Raw genomic sequence first — 23,866 nt, forward strand, 5'->3', positions numbered from 1 at the left:
CTTATACCTGTGCTCCCAGGTTTAGCCCCAGGGTCGCCGCCAGTACTCCCGCAATTGCCATCCCAATACAGTGCAGCGTTCCCACATGTATCCCCTGCCCTGATGAGGTACGTGCTGTCTCCACGGAGGCTGTGCTGAAGGTCGTAAACCCGCCACAAAAACCCGTCCCCAACGGGCCGTTAAGATGCTGCGAAAACCCCATATGGTTAAGCGCCACAGCGGTAATAAACCCCAACACCAGTGATCCCGCCACATTAATGACCAAGGTCCCTACCGGAACTGGAGCCGGGAACCGCGAGTTAATACGCGAGTCGAGCAGGAAGCGCGCTACCGCACCAAGACCACCAGCCAGGCATACCCACATCATCATCATGACGACCTTCTGCCAACCGCAACACGCACTACAGCAATCATGGCCCATGCCAGCAATGCACCTGCCACGACGCTCGTCACGAGGTAGATAACGCCCAATAACCATTTCCCTGACATGACGCGCTGGCCAGTCTCTACTGCAAGGGTGGAGTAAGTCGTAAATCCACCCAACAATCCGGTTCCCACGCAAAGCCGTACCGCTCGACGAACCCCTTCGTCAGGACCAGCATGGACGAGCACCTCGAGCAGGATCGCCAGTGCAAAGACTCCGACAAGATTAGTAGCCAGCGTCCCCCACGGAACACCGTCTGCCCGCGAAGGCCAGACATGGGCAATTCCGGCGCGCATGAGAGTACCGAAGCATCCACCCAGGAATATCAATCCCACCAACACAGGACGGCGATCAAGGAATCCTGGTTTCACTGCCATGGCGAAGAATCTTTCCAGTCGATGACGGCGGTTGGTACCACGAGGACCGGACGATGCTGGTGGTGGGAGAGGTTGATAGCGATCGATCCACCCACGAATTCTTGAACTCTCCGTCGCCGATGAGTCCTGGCCCCGACGACAAAGGCTGCTGCATCAATAGCGCGAGCTAAATGGGCCAGTGCACGGTCTGGTCGTCCCGCTAGGTACTCCAGCCGCCAAGGAACCTCACTATCGCCTAGAGCTGCTTCGATCTCGTCGGTTAGGTGCTGACGGACCCGATTGACGTCATCTCCCATAAAATCGGGGTCGGCGGAGGCCGAGACGACCGACCCGTCGGCCTTCTCTTCCACGACGTAGCGCCGCTGATCGACATGGGCGAAAACGATTTCGCAGGCCCTGGTCGCCCTCGCTAAGGACGCAGCCGTCAAAGCCACCAGGCTCGACTGGCCCAGAACGACCGCAACAACGATGGGATGCCCATCAAAGTCGACCATCCGGGAGGGGGTGGCTGTGGTACTACATGATCGTTCATGGCCGCCCCTCGCATGAGCCGCGCATCTGCAAAGAGTCCATCACAAGCTCGCTCATTCATTGTCGGCGAGGGTAGACTCCCACCCACGCATGCCAGGGTAGGAACCATCAGCCAGATCGGCAGTTCGGCATCACGATGCCTGGCGGGATCCATCGCCGTCAAGAACTTTACCAGCCGGACCTTCTCGGGCTAGGCCGCTTCGGGGGTGGGCCGTACAGGAAAGCGACGACGTCCCCCACAGAATGAGGGACGTCGTAACGATTGAGGTATACCCGCGATCAGTCATTTTCCTTGATACGAAGGATGCGCAGATCGTTGGTCTTACCCGGAATGTCCATCGGGGAACCGGACAACACGACGACGCGGTCACCGACCGGCACGAAACCCTTGTCACGCAGGTACGCATTAACCCAGCGATACAACTCCTCGGCATTCTTAAACACCGGGGTAACGACGGCGTGAGCACCCCAGACCCAGGCAAGGGTCTTGGTCGTAGTCTCATCAGAGGTGAAGACGATGAGCGGGGTGCGCGGACGCAGACGGGCGATACGACGGGCGGTGTCACCGGACTTGGTGAAGGCCACAATGAACTTGGCCTCGGCACGCTCAGCGATCTCAGCAGCTGCCTTCGACATGATGCCGCTGGTGGTGTGCGGATCCCAGTCGATCTTGGCAATCTTGTCCAAGCCACGAGCCTCAGTAGACTCCACGATCTTGGCCATGGTGCGGACAGTCTCCCCAGGGAAATCACCAACGCTGGTCTCAGCGGACGTCATGACGCCATCAGCGCCGTCGAGGATGGCATTGGCGACATCGGCGGCCTCAGCGCGGGTCGGACGGGGAGCATGGATCATCGACTCAAGCATCTGGGTGGCCACGATGACGGGCTTAGCCTGGAGACGAGCCTTCTCGATGATCTGCTTTTGAATCAGCGGAACCTCCTCAAGCGGGCACTCGACAGCCATATCGCCACGGGCAACCATGACAGCGTCAAAGACGTCAATAATCTCGTCCAGGTTCTCGATAGCCTGCGGCTTCTCGAGCTTGGCGATAACGGGGACGGTACGTCCCTCCTCGTCCATGATCTCGTGAACACGGTTGATGTCAGAGCCGTGTCGGACGAAGGACAGAGCAACAAGGTCGATGCCGGCCTTAAGAGCCCAACGCAGGTTCTCCTCGTCCTTTTCAGTGAGGGCGGGAATAGACACGGCAACACCGGGGAGGTTGATGCCCTTGTGGTCACCAACCGGGCCAGCGACGGTGCAGTGACAATTGACGTCGCTGCCGCTCACAGAGTCAACCTGGAGGACGGTCTTGCCGTCGTCGATGAGGATGATGTCGCCGGGCTTGCAGTCCTGGGGCAGGCCCTTGAAAGTGGTGGAGACGCGCTCCTGATTGCCCACAATGTCGTCAGTGGTGATGGTGAACTTGTCACCAATCTTGAGGTCGATCTTGCCGTTCGACTCTCCTTCGGCCTTCTCGAACAGGCCGGTACGGATCTTCGGGCCCTGGAGGTCGGCCAGGGCTGCCACGTTGAGACCAAGTTCCTTCGAGACCGAGCGGACCAGGTCAAGACGCTCCTGGTGCTCGGAGTAGTCGCCGTGGCTCATGTTGAGACGGGCGATATTCATGCCAGCCTCCATGAGCTCCTTCATGGCGTCGTGGCTGGCCACAGCGGGCCCAAGGGTATTCACAATTTTAGCTCTACGCACACCTATACGATACCGCCCGAGACAATGCGGACCCGAGTCAGAACCCCAGTCACCATCGGATGTACACCAGACGTTCACCCAGAATGCACAGATGGCCACCGTATGCCGAGCGACTGCTCAGATTTGCCTCACCACATCGAGCGCATGCTGGAGATCCGCCGGAAGATCAGCATGAAACGTCACCCACTCGCCACTTCCCGGGTGAGCGAAGGACAGCTCGGCAGCGTGCAACCATTGCCTCTCCAAACCCAGCTCCTTCGCAAGCGCAGGGTCACAACCGTACAGTGGATCCCCACAGCAGGGGTGCTTGACCGCCGCCATGTGCACGCGAATCTGGTGGGTCCGACCGGTTTCAAGATGCACTTTGAGCAAGGTCGCATGTCGGAAAGCTTCCACCGTCTCATAATGAGTCACCGAGTGACGACCCCCATCAACGATGGCCATCTTCCAATCATGACGATGATCGCGGCCGATCGGAGCGTCAATGGTGCCTGCGAAAGGGTCGGGATGGCCCTGCACAAGGGCAAGGTAAACCTTGTCAACAGCGCGATCCCGAAATGCCTGCTTCAACAGGGTATAGGCGTGCTCGCTCTTGGCCACCACCATGAGTCCGGATGTACCAACGTCAAGACGCTGAACGATCCCTTGACGCTCTAGTAGGCCACTAGTGGAAATTGCGAATCCAGCTGCCGCGAGATGCTCGACGACGCTTGGCCCCTCCCAGCCCAAGGACGGGTGAGCAGCAACCCCGGCTGGCTTATCGACGACAACAATATCCGAGTCGTCATGGACGATCCGCATCCCCTCAACGATCTGCGGGGTTATGGACGGCGTCGAGACTGGATCAGACAGATCGACGTCGAGCATCTGACCGGCAGTTACTCGCACCGACGCCCGGGAGACCTGTTGGCCGTCGAGGAAGACCCCGCCCTCTTCAATAAGGTTGCCAATCCGGGAGCGGGATACCCCGCTCATGCGAGCGGCAGCGACATCGACCCTTTCCCCGTCAAGACCGTCAGGTACTAACAGGACGCTCACATCTCCTCCTTCTCCTCACAGCTCCTTAGTCGTCCATCCCATGATCAGTCCTGTGGTGCCCGGAGACAGTCGTTAATACGATGAGCACAGCGGTGCAGGTGATGAAAATGTCGGCAACGTTGAATACCGCAAAGTGCGGCAAACTGATGAAGTCGACGACATGGCCACGCAGTGGGCCGGGGGCTCGGAAAATCCGATCAGTCAGGTTGCCGCAGATCCCAGCAATGAGCATGCCGCAAGCAATAAGAGACCAGCGATGACGAGCTCGGGGCACTCCCCATACACATACGGCAACGAGCATGGCGACCGCAAAGAGGCTGATCAACACAGTGACCGTTGAGCCCATCGAAAAGGCCGCCCCAGGATTGCGCAACAGGCGCAGTGTGATCAAACCACCGAACCAGCTCGGCGGGTTGTAGGGATCGAGGTGGGCAACCGCCTCAACTTTCGCCCATTGGTCAAGTCCGTAGCCGAGCACAGCAATGACGACCATGACGAGACGCCAACGCTTCAGCTGCCCCCCGATCAACACGGTCGAGTCAGAGCTCACCGACGCTCTTGACGTTGCTTGCACTTGACGCACATAGTGGCTCGCGGGAACGCCTGCAGCCGGGCTTTCCCAATCGGTTCGCCGCAGGATTCGCACGTTCCCCAGGTGCCCTCATCGAGAAGCTGAAGGGCCAGCTTCGACTGGTCGTATACTGCGCGAGCATTACGGGTGACGGAAATCTCCTGGTCGCGCTCGAACTGAGAGGAACCGACATCGATGGTGTCCATTCCAGCACCGTCATTCCCCTGCTTCATGAGGTCAGCAAGGTCATCCTCAGCTTTAGCGAGAGCCGTGCCCATCCTCTGAACATCGGACTCAAGGGTGCCAATGATTTCGCTGACCTCATCGGCCGTCCACGGCTCATCGCCGTCGCGCACCGACAAGGATGCGGCAATCGCCTCGACATCATGGTCTGACATGGAACTCTCCATCGTCATGCGGGGATTGCCCCCGGCTTCGTGGTATGTGCCGTTCATATCATCACCTACATGGGGGTGACATGAACTGTGGGCTGACATTACACCCATGAAACTCACTCGTCACTCTCGTGGGTGTCGCCCACGTTAACCGCCGTACAACAAAAGCTCCGTGTTCCCGATCCTTCGACCGAGAGCACGGAGTTCTATGACGTGTGTTTTGTGTCAGTTCTGCTGCTGGCCACGTCCGATGAGGGCATCCAGACGGGGGGTGGAAGAACCCCCGGGAGCAACACGATTCTCAGACTTGAGAAGCTCAGGCAGCTCAGCGGGCTCAAAGACACCCTTATCCAGGTTGTCAGCCTGAGCACGCAGATGAGCGGTAAGGGCCTCGCGGTAGCTTGCTTCGAACGAACGCAGGTGATCAACGTTGCCCGCGAGGTTATCGCGCTCAGCCTCGAGCTCACGGAAGAGCTCGGTGCGGCGAGTCTGAGCGTCAGCGTTAACCCTATCGGCGTTGCTCTTGGCGTCAGAAGTCAACTTCTCAGCGTTCACACGGGCGTTGGACTCGATGCGCTCAGCGCGTGTCTGCGCGTCAACAGTGAGCTCGCGGGCCTTAGCCTCAGCGGCCTGAACCTTACGACCGGCCTCGTCCTCAGCCTCATGGACAACGCGCTCAGCATCCGCAAGGGCAAGCTCGACCATCCGGACGACAGCCGGGGATGCCTCAGCGCTGGTGGTGACAACGAGCTTTTTGACCCCATCCTCGGTGCTCACAGACTGCTGCGCAACGGAGGAGGTTCGGCTACGGACAGCGAGGGCCTGGGCGTCACGAAGTTGTGCGCCGAGACGCTCATTCTCACTGCGCAGGCGGGCGACCTCAGCCGGGTCAATATTCTGGCCAGGACGCTGTGCAGCACGACGCAGCTCCTCGACTTGGGACAGCAAGGAAGCCTTCTCCCGCTCCAGCTGGTGGGCGCGATTCTCGGCCTCCCGTTGAGCAGTCTTGGCACGATCGGCTTCGCCGGAATCAACCGAGCGATCATTCCGCTGGGAGCGAAGTGTCTCAACTTGAGCACGCAAATGCTCGTTCTCGTTGATGAGATCCTGATCGGGCTTCTGTTCTCCCGGCTCACCCGACTTGAGAGCCTCGACCTGGGCCTTGAGACGCTCATTCTCATCGGTGAGGGTCATGAACGCCGCCTCAACCTTGTCGACGAAGTCGTCGACCTCAATGGCGCGGTAGCCCTCTCCGGGGCGTTTGACCATCGGGAAACGAACCTTACGCACCTCTTCGAGGGTCAGCGTCATTGTGCACTCCAAGATGTCGGGAACAGTCAAGACCCGTGAGGCGGACCGAGATGGCCCGGGATGGACACGAGATGACGTTAAGGCTACTCCACCAAGACGCCCACGTCACTTAAGAGGCTCAACCTGACCTTCGGGGTATGAGGCCTCATCGCCAAAAGATGGTGACAACGACTCGCTGGAGTATAGCCAGTAACACAAAGACAATGATAAACCCTACCGAGAACCCGACGTTGCCGAATCTCACCGGTGGCACGAGGCGATCAAAGAATTTGATAGGCGGATCAGTCACAGTGTAAACCGCCTCAAACGCTACCGCAAGGGCACCGCGTGGTTCGAAGTCTCGTATCAGGAGCGGTACCCAGGACATCAGCATCCGGACGATAAGCAGCACCGTGTAGATCTCGATGATCCAGGTGAGGATGGTCCCGGTCAAAATCATGGCCGACCCGTCAGGATTGGTTAAAGAACCCGCCGCTGGCGATGCGGGCCTTGTCCTCCGGGGTGACGTTAACGTTACGGGGACACAGCAAGAACACCTTACTGGTGACCCTCTCAATGGTCCCATGCAGCCCGAAGATGAGGCCAGCGGCGAAATCGACGAGACGTTTGGCGTCCGCATCGTCCATCTCGGTGAGGTTCATGATGACCGGAATGCCTTCACGGAATTGTTCACCAATAGTCCGCGCCTCGTTGTAATTACGCGGGTGGACGGTCAGGATGCGGTTAATGTCAGCAATGCTTGACTCCTCGAGTCCCGGACGGCGACGGCGCTGAACCGCCTTGTGCTCCCGAGCGTGCTGCTCATTGGAATCATGATGATGCAACTGGGTCACCTCCGAAGATGGCTCATATCCGTCGTCGGAGTAGACCTCCGTGGTGAGCTCCTCGTCTGGAAGATCCTCCTCGTCGTACCGACGATCGTCAACGATCCCGACGTACGAGGCAATCTTCCTGCCGATTCCTGCCATCTGGAGCTCCTTCTCGTGGGCTTGTCCCCGGACGGGGGTTCTCACCATTCAAGCCTGCCACTGATACTGCCACGGTTTGACGGGACACGCGAATGGCCGACTCATCATGGACCGGACGATTCCGCCGTCATTGGACGTCGCAAGCCCTCCACACCAAACCAGCTTGTCGACCCGCGCCATGATCTCGACGGTGGGAGAAAAAGTCGTCTCCCTCACGCGTGCAGGGGTCTAGCCCGACAGCGGTCACACCAAGTGACTCGAGTTGGGCTAGCGCGCCCGCACCTAGATCAAGGGCCGGAGTACCCTGTCGGGTGACTGCACGAGTAGCTGGATGCTCGGCCCAGACTTGCTCGGCCATCTCTGCGGGGACCTCGTAGCACCGGCCACAAATATGGGGACCCAACCACGCGAGCAACTCTGTGGCCCCCATCTCGCGCATGGCCTTAACAGCGGCGGGCAACACACCTGCTAAGAAACCCACTCGTCCCACGTGAGCGGCACCAACCACTCCAGCCTTCGGGTCCGCCAGAATAATCGGCATGCAGTCGGCCACCCGAATAGCCAGCGCAACTCCGGGTAGATCGGTGACCATCGCGTCGGCAATGGGAAGCTTCGGCTGTCCCTCGATGCTATCCCCGAGGTATCGCTGCGGGGTCCATCCCTCGACGTCGTCGGGGCCGACCCACCAGACCTCGTTGCCATGTATTTGATGGCAGACCATCACTGGACCCAGGCCCAGCTGAGAACGAAGAGATTCGACATGTTCAAGAACAGTGGGGTCCTCATCGGTACGACCGAGGTTGAACCCCTCGAAACCAACGTCTCCCAGACCCCGCCCGGAAACATCGACACGATCGGTGAAGGCAACCCCGACACCATGATTGTCACCGGGGTCGATAACGAATCTCAGCACCCTACTTCAGGAAGTCGGGGATGTCGAGGTCGTCATCCGGCTCTTCAGGCGAGTTGACAGGCTCCACAGGCTGACCCGGCTGCTGCGGCTGAGCTTTCCTGAACGGACTGCCCTGGGTCTGCGGACGGATCGGCGTCGGCCGCTGGTTATCGGCGGACTGGCGACCTGCTGACGAGCTCGCCCCAGCCGAGGTCGTTTCAGCAGTACTCGTTCCAGCACCAAAAACTCCTGCAGAAGACCGGTTACTCATAGCAGGACGGGAAGCAGGACGCTGGCTGATCCCAGGCTGCTTGGTACCGGTAAGCTGGCCGTTCTCGAATCCAGCCGCAATAACCGTAACGCGTACCTCGTCACCGAGGGCGTCATCAATGATCGTGCCGAAGATGATATTGGCCTCGTCATGGGCGGCCGCCTCAATGAGGTTGGCCGCACTGGCAACCTCAAACAGACCAAGATCGGAACCACCAGCGATAGACAGTAGGACGCCGCGAGCACCGTCGATGGACACCTCGAGCAGCGGAGACGAGATAGCCATCTCTGCGGCCGCCCGCGCACGGTCCTCTCCAGATGCACGACCGATACCCATGAGGGCGGATCCAGCATTCGACATGACCGATTTGACGTCGGCGAAATCAAGGTTGATCTGACCGGGAGTGGTGATGAGGTCAGTAATACCCGAAACACCTTGCATAAGCACTTGGTCAGCCTGCTTGAAGGCGTCAAGAATGGCAATCTGCTGATCGGTCATATCCAGCAGCTTGTCGTTCGGGATGACGATAAGAGTATCGACCTCGTCGCGCAGATTGTCGATGCCCTGCTCGGCCTGGGAGGACCGACGATGGCCTTCGAAGGAGAACGGGCGGGTGACAACACCGATCGTCAAAGCGCCAAGAGATCGAGCGATCTTGGCGACGACAGGTGCCGCTCCGGTGCCGGTCCCACCGCCCTCACCAGCGGTGACGAAGACCATGTCGGCACCCTTGAGGGACTCCTCGATCTCGTCGGCATGGTCCTCGGCAGCCTGCCGTCCCTTATCCGGGTCGGCTCCGGCCCCCAGCCCTCGAGTGAGGTCCCTGCCGATATCGAGCTTAACGTCGGCGTCGCTCGTGAGGAGGGCCTGGGCATCGGTATTGACGGCGAGGAACTCGACTCCCTTGAGTCCCGCCTCGATCATGCGGTTTACGGCATTGCAACCTCCGCCGCCTACCCCCACGACCTTGATCACGGCGAGGTAGTTTTGGGATGGAATAGCCACTGGAGTTCTGCCTCACTCTTGTCTGACGGACCGGTCTAGGGAAAGGTTATGAGCACGTCAGAAGGGTGTCCAACGCTACAGCCAACCTTAACCTCGACCCTCAACCGCAGCTTGAGACTGCTCACCGTGAGGTCGGATGCTCAGGCGACGAGACGTCATAACAAGTCGCCTTGACGTGGAGCATCGCCGTAATGACCTTGGCCTTGAGAACAGATTGATCCGCCGATCCCCACACCACTGTTCGCTTGCCAGACAGCACCACGACGATAGCATCGCGGGACTTGGCTTCGATGTGGTCAACATAACGTCTCAGCTGAGTGAGGAAGGAATCCGCGACGGTTGCGACGTCTCGCAATAAGTCATGATTCCCAGACGCGGTCGTCGCCCACACCACGTTCGGCATGGGCTTTGCGCTTCGGTTAAAGATCCTCCCTGAGGGATCAATCCACAGGTAGCCCCCGGGAGTTTTCACCTGATACGAAATTTTCAACTCGGTGACATCAATGACGACAGTGTGCGGCCATTTCCGGTGTACCTCAGCCTGTTGGACGATATCCATGGCCCTCACGCGCGCAGCTACATCGTCGGTGTTTACCCTCGCCAGCGGCTGACCCTTCAGCACCTTGGCGGCCTGCTCGACTTGGGACGCCGTCACAAGGTGAGTCCCGTGTACCTCGATGGTGTCAACGCATAGCAACGACGAGCTGCGAACGATCCAGATCGCGACGAAGATGAAAACCACCACAGCGGCAACAACACCCGCAATGATCCGGTTGCGCTTTCTGCGGCGCCGACGTCGTAGCTCCATCGCGACGCTGATATCGGAGACCGGCATCAAGCCTTCCCCTCCAGCAGACCCACTAAAACCGGGCCAACCAAAGTGACATCTCCTGCACCAAGGGTGATAACGAGATCTCCGGGACGCACTTCTTCGGCGAGGGCTTCAGGAAGGTCTTGCTTATCGGGAACATACCGGGAATCCCCTCCTGCAGCGAGAACAGCGTCGTGCACCAACTCGCCAGTCACACCGGGAATAGGGTCCTCGCGAGCTGGATAGATATCGGACACGATGACCCGATCTACGAGGGTAAGCGCCGATCCGAACTCACCGACGAAGTCCCTGGTGCGGGAGAATAAGTGGGGCTGGAAACAGGCAATGACCCTCCCCTGCCCCGTCACGGCGCGGCGTGCCGCACCAAGAGTGGCGCGCAACTCCGTCGGGTGGTGGGCGTAATCGTCAAAGATTGATACGTCGTTAACCCGTCCGACCAGTTGAAAACGTCGCAGTGTCCCCGTGAAGGATGCAATTCCTGCAAGCAGGTCCCGATGGCTAATTCCCAATAGAGAGCCCACGCAGTATGCAGCGGCAGCATTCGACAGGTTATAGCGACCGGGCACCTGAAGTTCCAGGCGCCCCTGGGTGGGCCCATGAACGAGAGTCGCTGAGGCGGCCTTGCCATTAAGATCAAGGTCAACGAGCCTGACCTCAGCTTGCTCAGATTCTCCGTAGGTAACGACTCGCACCGTACCAGTGCTCTCGAGTCGACACGCCAACTCGGCCGCCCCCGGATCATCGGCATTCGTCACGACGTAGCGCACCTCGGGACGAGTCGCCATCGACACAAAGCCATCGAAGTACGCCTGTGGGGTGCCCCAATTGTCGAGGTGATCGGCTTCCACATTGGTGATGACGACGATTTGGCTTGGGTACTGTAGGAAAGACCCATCGGATTCATCAGCTTCCACCACGAAAGCTTCCCCTCCACCAAGGTGAGACGACTTGCCCGTGGCAGCCAATGGGGAGCCAATGACATAGGACGGGTCAGCTCCAGCATGGTCGAGCATGGTGGCAACCATACCGGTCGTTGTTGTCTTGCCGTGGGTTCCAGCGATCGAGATCCCTTCCCGGCCCAGCATGAGGGCTGCCAATGCGGCGGAGCGATGCCAGATCCGCAAACCCAGCCGGTGTGCCTCGACCAGCTCGGGGTTGTCGGGACGGATAGCCGAAGAGACGACCACCGTACGAGCCCCCACCAGATGGGACGGGTCATGGCCTACCCACGTCTGAACGCCCAGATTCGCAAGATCACGCAAATTAGCCGAATCGACCTGGTCGGAGCCGCGCACCTCGACTCCCATATTGTGGTAAATCCGTGCCACACCGCTCATTCCGGCTCCGCCAATAGCGATGAAGTGGACCGGACCAACGGCGCTGGGATCGAGTAGCTCCACAGGTTCCCGCAATGACATGAGATATCTCCTCAAACAGTCGTTGGGCCGATCGACCTCGCGGCCAAGATCACCCGCACCGCCATCTCTTCAGCGGCGTGAGCGGGCATGAGTCCCCGCCCCGCCGCCGACATGCGGGCAAGAGCATCAGTATCATGGATGCGGGAAGTCTCCGCTAGGAGACGCTCAGCGTCGAGGTCCGCATTGGCGACGACAACGCCAGCACCGGCGTCAACCGCCAAGGTAGCGTTGCGTGCCTGCTCGCCATTGCCGTGGGGCAGTGGCACATAGATCGTTGGCAAACCGACGGTCGCTGTCTCCACCACCGTTCCAGCACCAGAACGGGCCATCATGAGGTCGGCAGCCGCATAAGCACTCGCCATGTCGTCAACGTATCCCACTGGCAGCCATGAAGCCCCAGTCGACTCGTCAGTAACTGCCGTGGCGCCTTGGATGTTCTTCGGCCCAAGCACGTGGAGAATCTGCACCCCGTCTGCAAGGAGACGTTCCCGCGCCACGATGACGGCTTCATTGATGGCCACCGCCCCCTGAGAGCCCCCTGATACCAGCAAGGTTGGACGATAAGCATCAAGACCGAGGTCAGCACGGGCACGGGCACGACGCTCAGCTCGAGTCTCCTCCCTAGCGTCAGCCAAGTCGGTGATCTGAGCGCGTAAGGGCATGCCAACAAACTGTGCCTTAGGCAAAGGCGTGTCAGGGAAAGCGGTTCCGACGAAGACGGCGAAGCGCGCGGCAATCTTGTTCGCCAACCCCGGCACGGCATTCTGCTCATGAATGACGACCGGGATCTTGGCTCGTTTAGCCGCCAAATACGCGGGCAACGACACGTAGCCACCAAACCCGACGACGACGTCGGCCTGGCGACGCTTCAACACTTCACCAGCCTTACGCACTGCCCCGGTCAGTCGAGCGGGAACCTTGAACAGGTCTGCGTTGACGGTACGAGGTAATGGCACCGGCGGAATCATGTCCAGTTCCAGCCCCGCTTCCGGGATGACCCGTCCCTCGAGACCCTTTGGTGTGCCGACGCAGGAAACCGTCGCACCATGTTCTTTCAAGCCCATGGCGGTCGCAATCAACGGCGATGTGTGGCCGGCCGTTCCTCCACCAGCCAAGACAACGTTCACCATGAGTACTCCTTGAAGGAAGAAAGACGGAAGATAAGATTCAGATCAGCCACCGCTGCCACCATCGACGACACTCGTAACTCGGGCCGGCCCAGTGCGTTGCGAGGCCGCAGTACTTCGTCGGGCATCAGGCTCAGTGCGAGCACAGGCCAACAACAGCCCCACTGCCAGCAGCTCCGATACTAGTGCGGATCCACCGATAGAAATGAACGGAAGCGGAACGCCCACGACCGGTAAGAGGTTCAGCGATACGGACATATTGATAAGGGCCTGAGCCGCGATCCACGCAGTGGCTGTCGACGCAGCTGAACGTCGAAACAGCGAGTCCTGCCGCGTGGCTGTACGCACGCCAGCCCATATCAGCAAGATAACCAGCAAGATGACACCCAAGGTACCCAGCAGTCCCATCTCCTCACCAAGAACAGCGAAGACGAAGTCGTTCTGAGCACCGTCATATAAGCCGCCCCACTTCTGCCGGGAAGCACCAATGCCAACGCCCCACCATCCACCGGTCGCCAACGCATAGATCGCCGAAAGAGGCTGCTGGGAAGTGGTGGCGCCATTGTCTGGGTGCAGAAAGGACAGCACGCGCTGGGCACGATAAGGAGTGATGGCAACGAGTAGCAGCACAGCCAGCAGACCCACGCCAAGGAGAGCGCCCAGGTAACGCTTGGGTACTCCAAAGTTCCACATCTGGGCCAGCATGATAAGCCCAATAATCATCGTCGTACCGAGGTCCCCCTGAGCCACAACAAGCAGACCGACTACCGCGTAGAGGCCTAGGTAAAACCCCACGCCTTTCGGAGTCACCATCTCGTCACGTCGAGAAGACATGTAGCTTGCCCCAATGAGCACAAGGGCGAATTTTGCGAACTCTGAAGGCTGTAAGCTCACCGGCCCGAGAGACAGCCACGACTGGTTTCCTTTTCCAGCGTCCGAGCCCAAAACGGTTAGCACCAGCACGAGCATGAGGCAGACGGCGGCATAGGCAAGCCCACCGAGTTTCCTTAAATAAGTCTCCGATAGCCGGGACACCACGGCAGCCCCAACAGAACCCACTACCAGGAACAGAATCTGACGAATGGCAAAATGATAAGGCCCGTGCCCGAGCGACTGAGAGTACACCGAGGACGATGACAACCCCATCAACGCACCAATGCCGCACAGCAGCACGGTGGTAGCAAGGATGACGTAGTAGTCCAGGAATGGCTGAGCCAACAATCGACGCGAGGAACCGTCACCGCCGTCGAGACGCAGCAGATGTGTCAGCCAGCTGCCGGGAGGCTGGCGTCGAGTGGTACGGGGAGTGCGGACACTTACCGATTTCTCAGCCATCGACATCCGGCCCATCAACCTGTCGAGCGGCATTGGCGAAGTCCTCGCCGCGTGCGGCATAGCCGGGCCAAATATCCAAGCTGGCGCAGCCAGGTGCCATCAAGACAGTGTCCCCAGGGTGGGCCATCTTGGCGGCCGCGTGGACCGCACGTGCCATCGCCTCACGAGACATATCGTCAATGACGACGACCGGAACCTGTGAGGCGTGCTCGGCCAAGGACTCCGCAACGATGCCGCGGTCAGCTCCCAGCACCACTGCACCACGCAGCTTTCTAGCATGAGTGGTCACGAGATCGTCGAAACTCGTACCCTTGGCTTGCCCGCCAGCGATCCACACGATGTGCTCAAAGGCCCGCATCGAGGAGTTCGCAGCATGAGGATTCGTCGCCTTAGAATCGTCGACCCAGGTAATGCCACCAGCCTGATGCACCGTCTCGATGCGGTGCCCGCCTAAATGCAAGTCACGCAAGCCCTGTCCGACAGCGGCCGCAGGGACCCCGAAGGAACGAGTCAATGCCGCGGCAGCCAACGCGTTTTCGACGTTATGGGGGGCGAAAGGGTGAACGTCGTCAAGACGAGCCAGCTCCATCGCCGAGGTGGCGCGCTGAGCAACGAAGGCGCGATCCACGATGAGATCGTCCACAACTCCAATCATGGAAGGCCCTGGGGTCCCGGTCGTGAACCCGATCGCGCGAGCCCCCTCAACTACGTCGGCTCCCTCCACCATGTGCTCGGTAGCGGAATCCGCGACGTTGTAGACGCAGGAATTGGTCACCTGGTGGTAGATGCGAGCCTTATCGGCGGCGTAAGAACCGAACGGATCCGACTCATGGGCGTACCACTCCAGGTGGTCCTGCTGAAGGTTGAGCACTGCCGCGGAATGGAGGGACAGCGAGTTTGACCAGTGCAGCTGGAAGCTCGATAGCTCCACCGCAAAGACGTCGTAGTCGATCTCGTCAGCCATGGCCTCAAGGATGGGTCGGCCAATATTGCCGACAGCGCATGCCCTCAAACCTGCAGCATTAAGAATCGACTCGGTCATCTGGGTGGTGGTCGTCTTGCCGTTGGTGCCGGTAATCGCCAGCCACGGAACAACACGATCCGGCTGCATGAGGTGCCAGGCCAACTCAGGTTCACCCCAAACAGGAATGCCTCGGGTAAGGGCATGGACTACTAGCGGCTGGGTAGGACGCCAGCCAGGCGAGATAATGACGAGATCGGTTTCCTCCGGCAGTTCGGATGCCGCCCCAGGCCCCAGACGTACTTCGGCCCCGAGAACCTCCAGCAAGGCTCCCCTATCGCGGTGAGAGTCGTCATCCGAATCGTCAAGGACGACGACTTTGGCGTCAAGCTCAAGTAACGCGTCAGCGGCTGCATAGCCAGACGTACCTAAACCTGCGACGACAACATGCACACCAGACCAGTCAAAGAGCCGGTCGGCCGTGCTCAGATCAACCGTTCCGGAGAATGTCATTGCCCCGCCACCCATTCTGCGTAGAAGACTCCTAGACCGGCCGAAACGGCTAGGCCACAAATAATCCAAAACCTGATGACCACCGTTACCTCAGCCCACCCCTTCAGCTCAAAGTGGTGGTGCAACGGGGCCATTTTAAAGACACGCTTTCCGCCAGTAATCTTAAACACACTGACCTGCAACATTACTGAGACGGTCTCAACGACAAAGAGAGCGCCAATAATAATCAAGAGCAGTTCAGTACGGCTGACAACAGCCATGCCGGCAACAGCGCCACCAAGGGCCAACGATCCCGTGTCGCCAAGGAAAATCTGGGCAGGCTTAGCATTCCACCATAGAAATCCGAAACATGCGCCGGCAATAGCAATGGCGACCACGGCAATATCGTGGGGGTCACGCACCGCGTAGCAGTGATTTCCCGCGGTGGTCGGCCGAGAGCACCACTGGTTAAACTGCCAGATACTCAGCAAGGTGTAGGCGCCGAAAACCATAGTAGACGCACCGGTTGCTAAACCGTCAAGACCATCGGTGAGGTTAACGGCATTGGAACTGCCCGCGATAAGCAGAATTACCCAGACGATACCCAGCCAGACAGACAGATGAAGCCAGGAAATATCGCGCAGGAAAGAAATTGCTGGAGACCCTGGCGTCACACCGCGAACATCAGGGAAGTACATCACCCCGATAGCGAAGGTGATGGCGACAAAAGCCTGACCAAGGAGCTTACCCTTGGGCCTAAGGCCCAAGGAGCGCTGCTTGGAAATCTTTGTCCAGTCGTCGAGAAAACCGATGAATCCCAGTCCTGCAAACAGCCATAACACCAGCAGCGCCGAGATGGAGGGATGAGTCCAGGTCGCCAGGTGTGCCACGAGGTACGCCAGCAGCACGGAGACAATGATGACGGTGCCCCCCATGGTTGGGGTACCCTTCTTGGTCTTGTGGGTCGTCGGACCGTCGTCACGAATGAACTGGCCGTATCCCCTAGCAGCGAGCCAGTGGATGAACCACCGCGTGCCGACCAGGGTGCCGATCATTGACACCGCGCCAGCGAGCAGGATGTTCTTCACGCCTGGGCCTCCCCCTCCGCGAACACGTCGCGCCCTACTCGCTCCAAGGCCAGTCCTCTGGAGGCTTTAAGTAAAACGACATCGTGCGAGGTCCAACCTAGCGACCTGGCAGCCTCTTCCACCGTGGCGACGATCACATGTGCGCCTTCAGTCTGGGCACCATCGGCAATGCTCTCGGCCTCATCACCAACAGCAATAATGACGTCGAAACCGGCCTGGGCTGCTCGCCGACCGGATTCTGCATTGAGGCGGGCGGAGTCCGCCCCGAGCTCGAGCATGTCACCCAAGACCGCGACGCCCCTGGTTTGAGGGTCCCGAGCTCGGCGCGCCGCCAACACATGCCCCATCGCCGCCAATGAAGCGGCCATCGAGTCGGGATTGGCGTTGTAACAGTCCTCGACCAGCACCAAACCGTCAGCACGTTCGCGCAGTTGCATCCTCATAGCTGACCGGGACACGGCGTTGCTGAGCGCCCCGGCGATCTGAATGACAGTCTGCTCGTCAGTCCCGTCATTCATGGCCAGCGCCGCCAACGCAGCGGCAGTAGCAGCCACGGCATTTGCAACCTGGTGGGCACCCATGGTCGTCAAACTAACAGGGCTACGCCAGGTCGTCCCACCGTAGCGGGCGGCAAGAGTAAAAGAGTGGCGGTCAAGGTCGTCGGCATGGATTGACTCAGCCCACGCCTCGATCTCGGCATCTGGGCGACGATGATCAGCGTCAGGGCTGAACCATGCGATATGGCCATGGGTGCGTGATGCCATCCCAGCGATGAGATTGTCGGCGGCGTTAAGCACAGCCCAGCCGTCAGGCGCGAGGGCCCCAACAATCTCGCCTTTAGCCTGAGCGATGACCTCGCGTGAACCAAATTCGCCCAAGTGGGCGATGCCGACGTTAAGGACCATAGCCACGTCCGGAGGAACGATGGAGGTGAGCCAGGAAATATGGCCCAGGCCGCGGGCCCCCATCTCCGACACCAAGAAGGAGGTGTCTTCGTTGCTGCGACATGCCGTCAGAGGAGCTCCGATTTCATTGTTAAACGACCCCACCGGAGCCACCGTCGGGCCAAAAGTCTCGAGTATCTGGGCCAGCATGTCCTTGGTGCTTGTCTTACCGCTGGAGCCAGTCAAAGCGATGGTGAGCATTCCGCGCTCTCGTTCAGTCGCCACGACGTGACGTGCCAGTCGAGATAAGCCAGCTCGACCATCGTCGACGATGAGATGGGGCACCTGTGCGTCGGTGCTCCGAGTGGTTAGGACAGCGGCGGCGCCGGCGTCCTGAGCGGCCTGGGTGAAGTCATGGCCGTCTACCCGGGCTCCGGGAAGAGCAATATACAGAGCGCCCGGAGTCACTTTCCGGGTATCGATGACGACGTCCGGGCCCACCTGGGCAGAATCATCGACCGGCGCTGCTTCGACCCACTGCGCGAGGGTGGCAATATCGAGAACTCTCATCGTGCCTGATCCTCCTCGGTTTGCTGGACCATGGTTTTCCACTCATTTCGGATAACCTCACGATCGTCGAAAGGCAGCACCTCACTACCAATGTGTTGCCCGGTCTCATGTCCCTTGCCGAGCACGCAAATGACGTCGCCAGCCTCCGCCATCCGCAGGGCTTCGTTAATGGCCTCGCGACGACGCCCCCCGTCGACCACAATGATCCCGTCATCAGCAGCATCATGGGCTCCTTCCAGCACGGCTGCGCGGATCACCGCAGGATCTTCGGTACGCGGGTTGTCGTCAGTAATGACGACAATATCGGCACGCTCAGCGGCAACTTGGCCCATTGGGCCACGCTTGACCGCGTCACGGTCTCCCCCAGCACCAAGCACGGCGATGAGACGGCCACTATCAGCTAACGAACGAGCTGCGTCGAGGGCTGATGCAATCGCCTGCGGAGTGTGCGCAAAGTCTACGAGGGCCGTCGGGGCGTCAGCGCCAAGGTCCACCCGCTCCATGCGGCCAGGCACTTGGGCGGAACACAAGCCGTCCGCAACATCGTCGAAAGCGAGCCCGGCAGTCTCAAGCATGGCCAGAGCCATGGCCGCGTTGCGAACGTTAAACTCTCCGGGCAAAGACAGCTCAAGAGTGCGCTCCCCCGACGGAGTGTTGACATCGAAAATCGCCCCAGTGGCCGCAGCATGCCATGACGTTACCTGATAGTCAGAGGGCTGGTGGATAGATGTTGTCACAGCCCTAACCCCGTTGGCCTGCATCCGCTCAATTAGCTGACGGCCACGCGGGTCATCGACATTGATGACGCCGACTCGAGCCAGATCAGGAGTGAACAAACGAGCCTTCGCTTCAAAGTAATCATCAAGAGTCTTATGGAAATCCAGATGGTCACGACCCAGGTTAGTGAAGGCCACCACATCGAAACAGGTTCCGTCCACCCGCTGTAAGGCCAGCGCGTGCGAGGACACTTCCATCACGACGTCAGACGCTCCTCGCTCGACCATCGCGGCGAATAGCCCTTGCAGATCTGGTGACTCCGGTGTCGTGACGGTTGTGCGAGCACTGGGCAACTCATCACCGTCGAGCCGGAATCCAATTGTCCCAATAGTCCCGACGTGGTGGCCAGCCGTGCGTAACCCGGCTTCCACCAGGAAGGCCGTTGTGGTTTTACCGTTCGTCCCCGTGATACCAAACATCGTCATGGCATCAGAGGGATGTCCGAAGATCCGGGCGGCTGCAACGGCCATGGCAGCCCGCGGATCATCGACGATAACAACCGGCACGCCCGCCTCTACTGCCAGCTTGGCGCCGTGCTCGTCGGTGAGCACCGCTACGGCACCCGACTCAGCAGCAGAACCAGCGAACCTCGCCCCGTGAGCGTGCAGGCCTTGCAGACCGACATAGAGATCGCCCGGACGGACCTGACGGGAATCCAATGTGATCCCCGTGATCGCAGGACCATTGCCATCAGCTCGACAACCGTCGAGAGAAGCCATCAGATCGGTCCATCCAACTGGATCCACTTGGGATGGTCGGAGGGCGGCACCAGCAGGCGGGGTGGGGGTGGCAGTAGGTTCAGGGCTCACGGCTGGTACTCCAAGGGTTCCTTGCGCGCTTTCTCGGTGGACGGTTGCACACCGTATCGCGGCAGGGCGACGGACATGAGTTGCCGCGCCGCTGGCTTTGCCACCACCGCGCCAGTATGCCCATTGCTGGGCTGATTGATGGCGACGTACGTGAGAATACGCGGCTTCTCAATGGGAGCGACGGCGACGAACGAGGAGATGTACCCGCGGTAGCAGCGGCACGCCGGGTCAATCCGCTGGGCAGTACCCGTCTTACCGCCCATCCGATAGTCCGGAATGGGTCGGTCCTTGGCAGTAGATACCACGTTCTCCATTATGTCTCGAACCTGCTCAGAGGCTTGTTGCGAGATCACTCTGCGGGTGGTCGCTTCAGGAATTTCGACAGGCTCTCCATGACCGTCAACGGCCGACCTGAGGATAGTCGGTGAGTGGTAGACCCCGCCGTTAACAACTCCGGCAACGGCAGCAGCTTCCTGAAGAGCGGTCACCGATAATCCCTGGCCGAAAGCAATCTGGTCGCGGGTGTAGTCAGGCATATTGGGTTTGGGGATCTGGCCACTCGCCTCACCGGGCAGCCCGATTCCGGTAGGAGCCCCTAGTCCGAATGCCTTGAGATAGGACACCATGGTCGACTTATCCATTTTCCGAGCAACCAATGCCGCCCCGATATTTGACGAGTGTACAAGCACCCCACGAGCAGTGAGATATTCGGTGCCATGAGGCTCAGCGTCGGTAATTTTACCGCCACCAGACGACAAAGCAGGCGGGACGACGACGTGGCTATCGGGAGTAATGGTACCCCGATCGATCAGCGCGGCCATCGTCAGGACTTTTTGCACTGATCCCGGCTCGTACGCATCCTGGATGACCCGGTTGCGGGTCTGGTTCTCCTTGGCTTTGCCAGGCTTGTTGGAGTCAAAAGTGGGCATTGACGCCATCGCCAGAACCTCACCATTAGTGACGTCCATCATGACGACCTCACCGCTCTTCGCCTTGGCGTTTTTAAGAGCCGTATCGAGAGCCTGCTGGGCCATGAATTGAAGCTGAGCGTCGATGGTAAGAGTGTAACTCGTACCGTCAACCGCAGGCACCAGAGTGTTAGAACCCAGCGGAATACGTCCCCAGGTCGAAGCTTCATAGGATTCTTTACCCGGTACGCCGGCAAGCTGCTTGTTATGGGCATATTCGAAACCGGCGGCCCCCTTACCCTCAGCATTTACGAAGCCCACGACGTTGGAGGCGACCTGCCCCGACGGATAGGTACGGATAGGGTCATTCGAGCTGAATACCCCGTACCAGCCGCCCTTCTTCATGTCTCTCTTGATGAGGTCGAAGATGTAGCTATCAACGTGATGTCGCACCACAGAGTAGCGACTCAGGTTTCCTTTGGCATCAGTGGCCGTCACCGCCTTACGGTAATCTTCTGGCTGTCCTCCCAGCCGCGTGGCAAGGATCTTTGCGACGGCCTTAGGCGCAGCGGCTGCCTTCTCCCGCTGTTCGCCAGTCATCGTCACTCGTTCGTCAACACCGTTGCGGGAGATCATCCGAGGATCCACAAAGACCAACACCGCCGGCTGAGTTTGCGCCATCACGGTGCCATTGCGATCGGTGAGCTGGCCTCGGTTGGGCTGAAGGTCGTAGGTGTACTTCATTCTCGCCGCAGCCGATGCCGCATAGGTAGGCGCCTCGATAGCCTGCAGTTGCATAGCCCGGCTTGCCAAGCCCACAGCAAGCACGAGAAATACCGCCATGAGGATCGTCAAACGGCCCCGCTGGGAAGCCATTTCAAAGGCAGGTCTGCTAATTACCTCCCGACCACCACGGCGGGGCCCAGATTGCGCTCGTCCCGGGCCACGGCCGGACGCGGGCGGCCTGGCGGAACCGGGCCGCGGGTTTGAGTCCATAAGGTGCCGGGAATCACTCACGGCTGGCCCACCTTGGGCTTAGCTGTCTTTCCGATGACTCCTGGCACCTCCTTGCCGTCAACCTTGGTTTGTGTTCCGATGACCTTGCCAGTGCGCAGGTCAATATAGGAGCCGTAAGGGTTGGGCCTCATGCCGAGCTTCTCAGCCTGTTCCTGAAGGTTCTGCGGACCATGCAGGTGATCGACCTCAGCAACCAGTACAGCCTGTTGATGTTGGAGCACATTGAGATCACGCGTCTCCTGGGCAATCCGCATGGACTGTGCCTGAATGGTGGTGTTAAGGACCAACAACCCAGCCAAGCCAGCTGCCAACATGACGACGATGAGGATGACGAAGCCAAGTCGTCCCATCCGCTGCTGACGAACCCGTTGCGACAGCAGCACTGGACGCAGCGCGGTAGGACGTGCGACGGCGGACTTGGCCTGCTGTGGACGCGGTGCTGGTTCGGCGCTCATCGACTCTCCTTGGTCACATGCTGACGGTTGACGGACCCGGGTCGAACCCGCTCAATGACCCGCAATCGTGCCGAAGCGGATCGTGGATTGGCAGACATCTCGTCGGCATCAGGACGTTCGGCTCCTCGAGTGACAGGGCTGAACTTCGCTGCCATCGACTCGGGAACTATCGGTAACCCAGCTGGGGCAGTGTCATCGCATGCTTCGCGGAAGACCTCCTTGACGGGACGATCTTCGAGGGAATGGTAGGCCAATACGGCGATCCTGCCCCCGACGTTAAGACGATCAAGGGCACGCGGCAGCACTGCGGACAAGGTCTCCATCTCACGGTTGACCGCGATCCGCAGAGCCTGGAAAGTGCGCTTGGCGGGATGACCGGAGCGCTTGTGTCGCACTGCGACAGGAATGGCCCTAGTAATAATTTCGACGAGCCGCCCCGAGGTCTCGATGGGCTGGCGGTCACGTTCGGTGACGATGGCGCGAACAATGCGATCAGCAAACTTTTCCTCGCCGTACTCATGGAGTATGCGCACCAGGTCACCAGGATCAGACTCATTGAGGACCTGGGCGGCAGTGCGACCCCTGGACTGGTCCATCCGCATATCCAGCGGGGAGTCAACCGAATATGAAAACCCGCGGTTGACTTCGTCAATTTGGAGAGACGACAATCCAAGATCAAGCAGCACGGAGTCGACACGGCCCAGGCCGAGATCGTCAAGCACCTCGGGGAGTTCGTCATGGACAGCATGAACGAGATGAACGCGGTCTACGAAAGGCTTGAGTCGCGCTCCGGCCATCGTCAAGGCCTGCTGGTCACGGTCGATACCGACGAGCTGAACGTCAGGGAACCGAGTCAAGACCGCCTCAGCATGGCCTCCCATACCGAGGGTACCATCGACGTGGACTCGCCTACCGCTTTCTAGAGTAGGGCCGAGAAGGTCAAGGATGCGGGCGCGCATAACGGGGACGTGGACAGCATCGCTACCGATGGCATCGGTCGCCATGAGCATCCCCTCCCCGGCATGGTCTGCCAACAACGTCTTCGACCGGTGTCGATGACTCGCGATCCAAGGTTCCGTTCCGGCTGAACCACCTGGCGCAGGGGAAGTTGTGTCAGGGGGCCCGGTCGGCCCGGAGCCACAGATCGCGAGATCACTGTTCAGCGAAGACCTCCTCGTTCATATCGGCGAAGGCCTCCTCCTGGGTTTCGGAGTACTTCTCCCACTCGGTGGCGTCCCACACCTCGACTCGAGTAATCGCACCCACCACGACGATCTCCTTATTAAGACCGGCGTAGCGCCTCAGCATCGGCGGAATCATGACCCGTCCCTGCTTGTCAGGAGCGGTGTCGCTAGCTCCGGCTGCCAGCATGCGCTGGTAGTCGCGAACCTTTTTGACGCTCACCGATCCTTTAGCGATTTCCCGGGTCATCTCCACGAAGGTTTCGGTCGGGTAGATCGCCAGACACCTGTCCTGGCCTCTGGTGATGACCAACCCGTCGTCTAACTCGTCGCGGAACTTCGCCGGTAGGAAGAAGCGGCCTTTCTCGTCAAGCTTGGGAGTATGCGTACCCAGAAACACCGGGCACCTCCTTGCTCTACGATCGAGGTGGTCTCCTCCACTTACCTCCACCATACTCCACTACGCTCCACCCCGTCACCTCCCTGGCGCTCCCTTCTCCATCGCTCCCCACTCGC

The 23,866-nt window shown here is 59.6% G+C and carries 24 protein-coding genes and 1 riboswitch; all 24 genes read right to left on the bottom strand.

Features of this window, described 5'->3' with window-relative positions; all coding sequences use genetic code 11:
• Position 1: 1 nt before the first annotated feature.
• The 24 genes from F1563_RS03370 to mraZ all read right to left on the bottom strand — a co-directional run bounded on the left by F1563_RS03370 (position 2) and on the right by mraZ (position 23,750).
• The gene (locus F1563_RS03370; protein ID WP_002527633.1) at positions 2–373 is read right to left on the bottom strand and encodes a fluoride efflux transporter FluC; all 372 of its coding nucleotides are present in this window, start codon (positions 371–373) and stop codon (positions 2–4) included.
• A complete protein-coding gene (locus F1563_RS03375) occupies positions 370–801 on the bottom strand; it encodes a fluoride efflux transporter FluC (RefSeq protein WP_002527634.1) in 432 nt (143 codons plus the stop codon). The genes F1563_RS03370 and F1563_RS03375 overlap by 4 nt, the downstream gene beginning before the upstream one ends.
• A complete protein-coding gene (locus F1563_RS03380) occupies positions 792–1,295 on the bottom strand; it encodes a universal stress protein (RefSeq protein WP_002527635.1) in 504 nt (167 codons plus the stop codon). Before F1563_RS03380 ends, F1563_RS03375 begins: the two co-directional genes overlap by 10 nt.
• Before the next feature lie 129 nt (positions 1,296–1,424).
• Positions 1,425–1,499, bottom strand: a riboswitch (Fluoride riboswitch).
• Positions 1,500–1,611: 112 nt separating this feature from the next.
• The gene (gene pyk, locus F1563_RS03395) at positions 1,612–2,988 is read right to left on the bottom strand and encodes a pyruvate kinase (protein WP_002527637.1); all 1,377 of its coding nucleotides are present in this window, start codon (positions 2,986–2,988) and stop codon (positions 1,612–1,614) included.
• A 174-nt stretch (positions 2,989–3,162) separates the two neighbouring features.
• Positions 3,163–4,083, bottom strand: a complete 921-nt coding sequence (locus F1563_RS03400) for an RluA family pseudouridine synthase (protein ID WP_002527638.1) — start codon at positions 4,081–4,083, stop codon at positions 3,163–3,165.
• A gap of 25 nt (positions 4,084–4,108) precedes the next feature.
• On the bottom strand, positions 4,109–4,633 hold the full coding sequence (locus F1563_RS03405) for a signal peptidase II (protein WP_002527639.1): 525 nt from the start codon (positions 4,631–4,633) through the stop codon (positions 4,109–4,111).
• Positions 4,630–5,109 carry a TraR/DksA family transcriptional regulator gene (locus tag F1563_RS03410; protein WP_002527640.1) on the bottom strand — a complete coding sequence of 160 codons (480 nt, stop codon included), beginning with the start codon at positions 5,107–5,109 and terminating at the stop codon, positions 4,630–4,632. The genes F1563_RS03405 and F1563_RS03410 overlap by 4 nt, the downstream gene beginning before the upstream one ends.
• A gap of 165 nt (positions 5,110–5,274) precedes the next feature.
• Positions 5,275–6,360 (bottom strand): DivIVA domain-containing protein, encoded by a 1,086-nt coding sequence (locus F1563_RS03415; protein WP_002527641.1) that lies wholly within the window; start codon positions 6,358–6,360, stop codon positions 5,275–5,277.
• Positions 6,361–6,505: 145 nt separating this feature from the next.
• Positions 6,506–6,799, bottom strand: coding sequence for a YggT family protein (locus tag F1563_RS03420; RefSeq protein ID WP_002527642.1), 294 nt, complete (start codon positions 6,797–6,799; stop codon positions 6,506–6,508).
• 10 nt (positions 6,800–6,809) lie between these two features.
• Positions 6,810–7,328, bottom strand: coding sequence for a cell division protein SepF (locus F1563_RS03425; protein WP_007433668.1), 519 nt, complete (start codon positions 7,326–7,328; stop codon positions 6,810–6,812).
• Positions 7,329–7,455: 127 nt separating this feature from the next.
• Positions 7,456–8,241: a purine nucleoside phosphorylase YfiH/LACC1 family protein gene (locus F1563_RS03430; RefSeq protein ID WP_002527644.1), complete on the bottom strand. Its 786-nt coding sequence runs from the start codon at positions 8,239–8,241 to the stop codon at positions 7,456–7,458.
• A gap of 1 nt (position 8,242) precedes the next feature.
• Positions 8,243–9,496, bottom strand: coding sequence for a cell division protein FtsZ (gene ftsZ / locus F1563_RS03435; RefSeq protein ID WP_007433667.1), 1,254 nt, complete (start codon positions 9,494–9,496; stop codon positions 8,243–8,245).
• Between the two features lie 121 nt (positions 9,497–9,617).
• Positions 9,618–10,331 carry a cell division protein FtsQ/DivIB gene (locus F1563_RS03440; protein WP_149302550.1) on the bottom strand — a complete coding sequence of 238 codons (714 nt, stop codon included), beginning with the start codon at positions 10,329–10,331 and terminating at the stop codon, positions 9,618–9,620.
• Positions 10,331–11,746, bottom strand: coding sequence for a UDP-N-acetylmuramate--L-alanine ligase (gene murC, locus F1563_RS03445; RefSeq protein ID WP_002527647.1), 1,416 nt, complete (start codon positions 11,744–11,746; stop codon positions 10,331–10,333). The genes F1563_RS03440 and murC overlap by 1 nt, the downstream gene beginning before the upstream one ends.
• A gap of 11 nt (positions 11,747–11,757) precedes the next feature.
• Complete coding sequence (gene murG, locus F1563_RS03450) at positions 11,758–12,876, bottom strand: undecaprenyldiphospho-muramoylpentapeptide beta-N-acetylglucosaminyltransferase (protein ID WP_002527648.1); 1,119 nt, start codon at positions 12,874–12,876, stop codon at positions 11,758–11,760.
• A gap of 42 nt (positions 12,877–12,918) precedes the next feature.
• Positions 12,919–14,094, bottom strand: a complete 1,176-nt coding sequence (ftsW, locus tag F1563_RS03455; RefSeq protein ID WP_002546539.1) for a putative lipid II flippase FtsW — start codon at positions 14,092–14,094, stop codon at positions 12,919–12,921.
• Between the two features lie 106 nt (positions 14,095–14,200).
• Entirely contained in the window at positions 14,201–15,697 is a 1,497-nt protein-coding gene (gene murD, locus F1563_RS03460; RefSeq protein ID WP_002527650.1) for a UDP-N-acetylmuramoyl-L-alanine--D-glutamate ligase, read from the bottom strand.
• On the bottom strand, positions 15,679–16,749 hold the full coding sequence (gene mraY, locus F1563_RS03465) for a phospho-N-acetylmuramoyl-pentapeptide-transferase (RefSeq protein WP_002527651.1): 1,071 nt from the start codon (positions 16,747–16,749) through the stop codon (positions 15,679–15,681). Before mraY ends, murD begins: the two co-directional genes overlap by 19 nt.
• Positions 16,746–18,203: a UDP-N-acetylmuramoyl-tripeptide--D-alanyl-D-alanine ligase gene (locus F1563_RS03470; RefSeq protein WP_002527652.1), complete on the bottom strand. Its 1,458-nt coding sequence runs from the start codon at positions 18,201–18,203 to the stop codon at positions 16,746–16,748. The genes mraY and F1563_RS03470 overlap by 4 nt, the downstream gene beginning before the upstream one ends.
• The gene (locus F1563_RS03475) at positions 18,200–19,789 is read right to left on the bottom strand and encodes a UDP-N-acetylmuramoyl-L-alanyl-D-glutamate--2,6-diaminopimelate ligase (RefSeq protein ID WP_503826436.1); all 1,590 of its coding nucleotides are present in this window, start codon (positions 19,787–19,789) and stop codon (positions 18,200–18,202) included. The genes F1563_RS03470 and F1563_RS03475 overlap by 4 nt, the downstream gene beginning before the upstream one ends.
• Positions 19,786–21,573: a peptidoglycan D,D-transpeptidase FtsI family protein gene (locus tag F1563_RS03480; RefSeq protein WP_002546538.1), complete on the bottom strand. Its 1,788-nt coding sequence runs from the start codon at positions 21,571–21,573 to the stop codon at positions 19,786–19,788. The genes F1563_RS03475 and F1563_RS03480 overlap by 4 nt, the downstream gene beginning before the upstream one ends.
• A 137-nt stretch (positions 21,574–21,710) precedes the next feature.
• Positions 21,711–22,064 (bottom strand): cell division protein FtsL, encoded by a 354-nt coding sequence (ftsL, locus tag F1563_RS03485; protein WP_002527655.1) that lies wholly within the window; start codon positions 22,062–22,064, stop codon positions 21,711–21,713.
• Between the two features lie 101 nt (positions 22,065–22,165).
• The gene (rsmH, locus tag F1563_RS03490) at positions 22,166–23,179 is read right to left on the bottom strand and encodes a 16S rRNA (cytosine(1402)-N(4))-methyltransferase RsmH (protein WP_002546537.1); all 1,014 of its coding nucleotides are present in this window, start codon (positions 23,177–23,179) and stop codon (positions 22,166–22,168) included.
• 142 nt (positions 23,180–23,321) lie between these two features.
• Positions 23,322–23,750 (bottom strand): division/cell wall cluster transcriptional repressor MraZ, encoded by a 429-nt coding sequence (gene mraZ / locus F1563_RS03495; RefSeq protein ID WP_007433663.1) that lies wholly within the window; start codon positions 23,748–23,750, stop codon positions 23,322–23,324.
• Positions 23,751–23,866: the final 116 nt, after the last annotated feature.

It is taken from the genome of Cutibacterium modestum (genome assembly GCF_008326345.1).
Taxonomy (GTDB): domain Bacteria; phylum Actinomycetota; class Actinomycetes; order Propionibacteriales; family Propionibacteriaceae; genus Cutibacterium; species Cutibacterium modestum.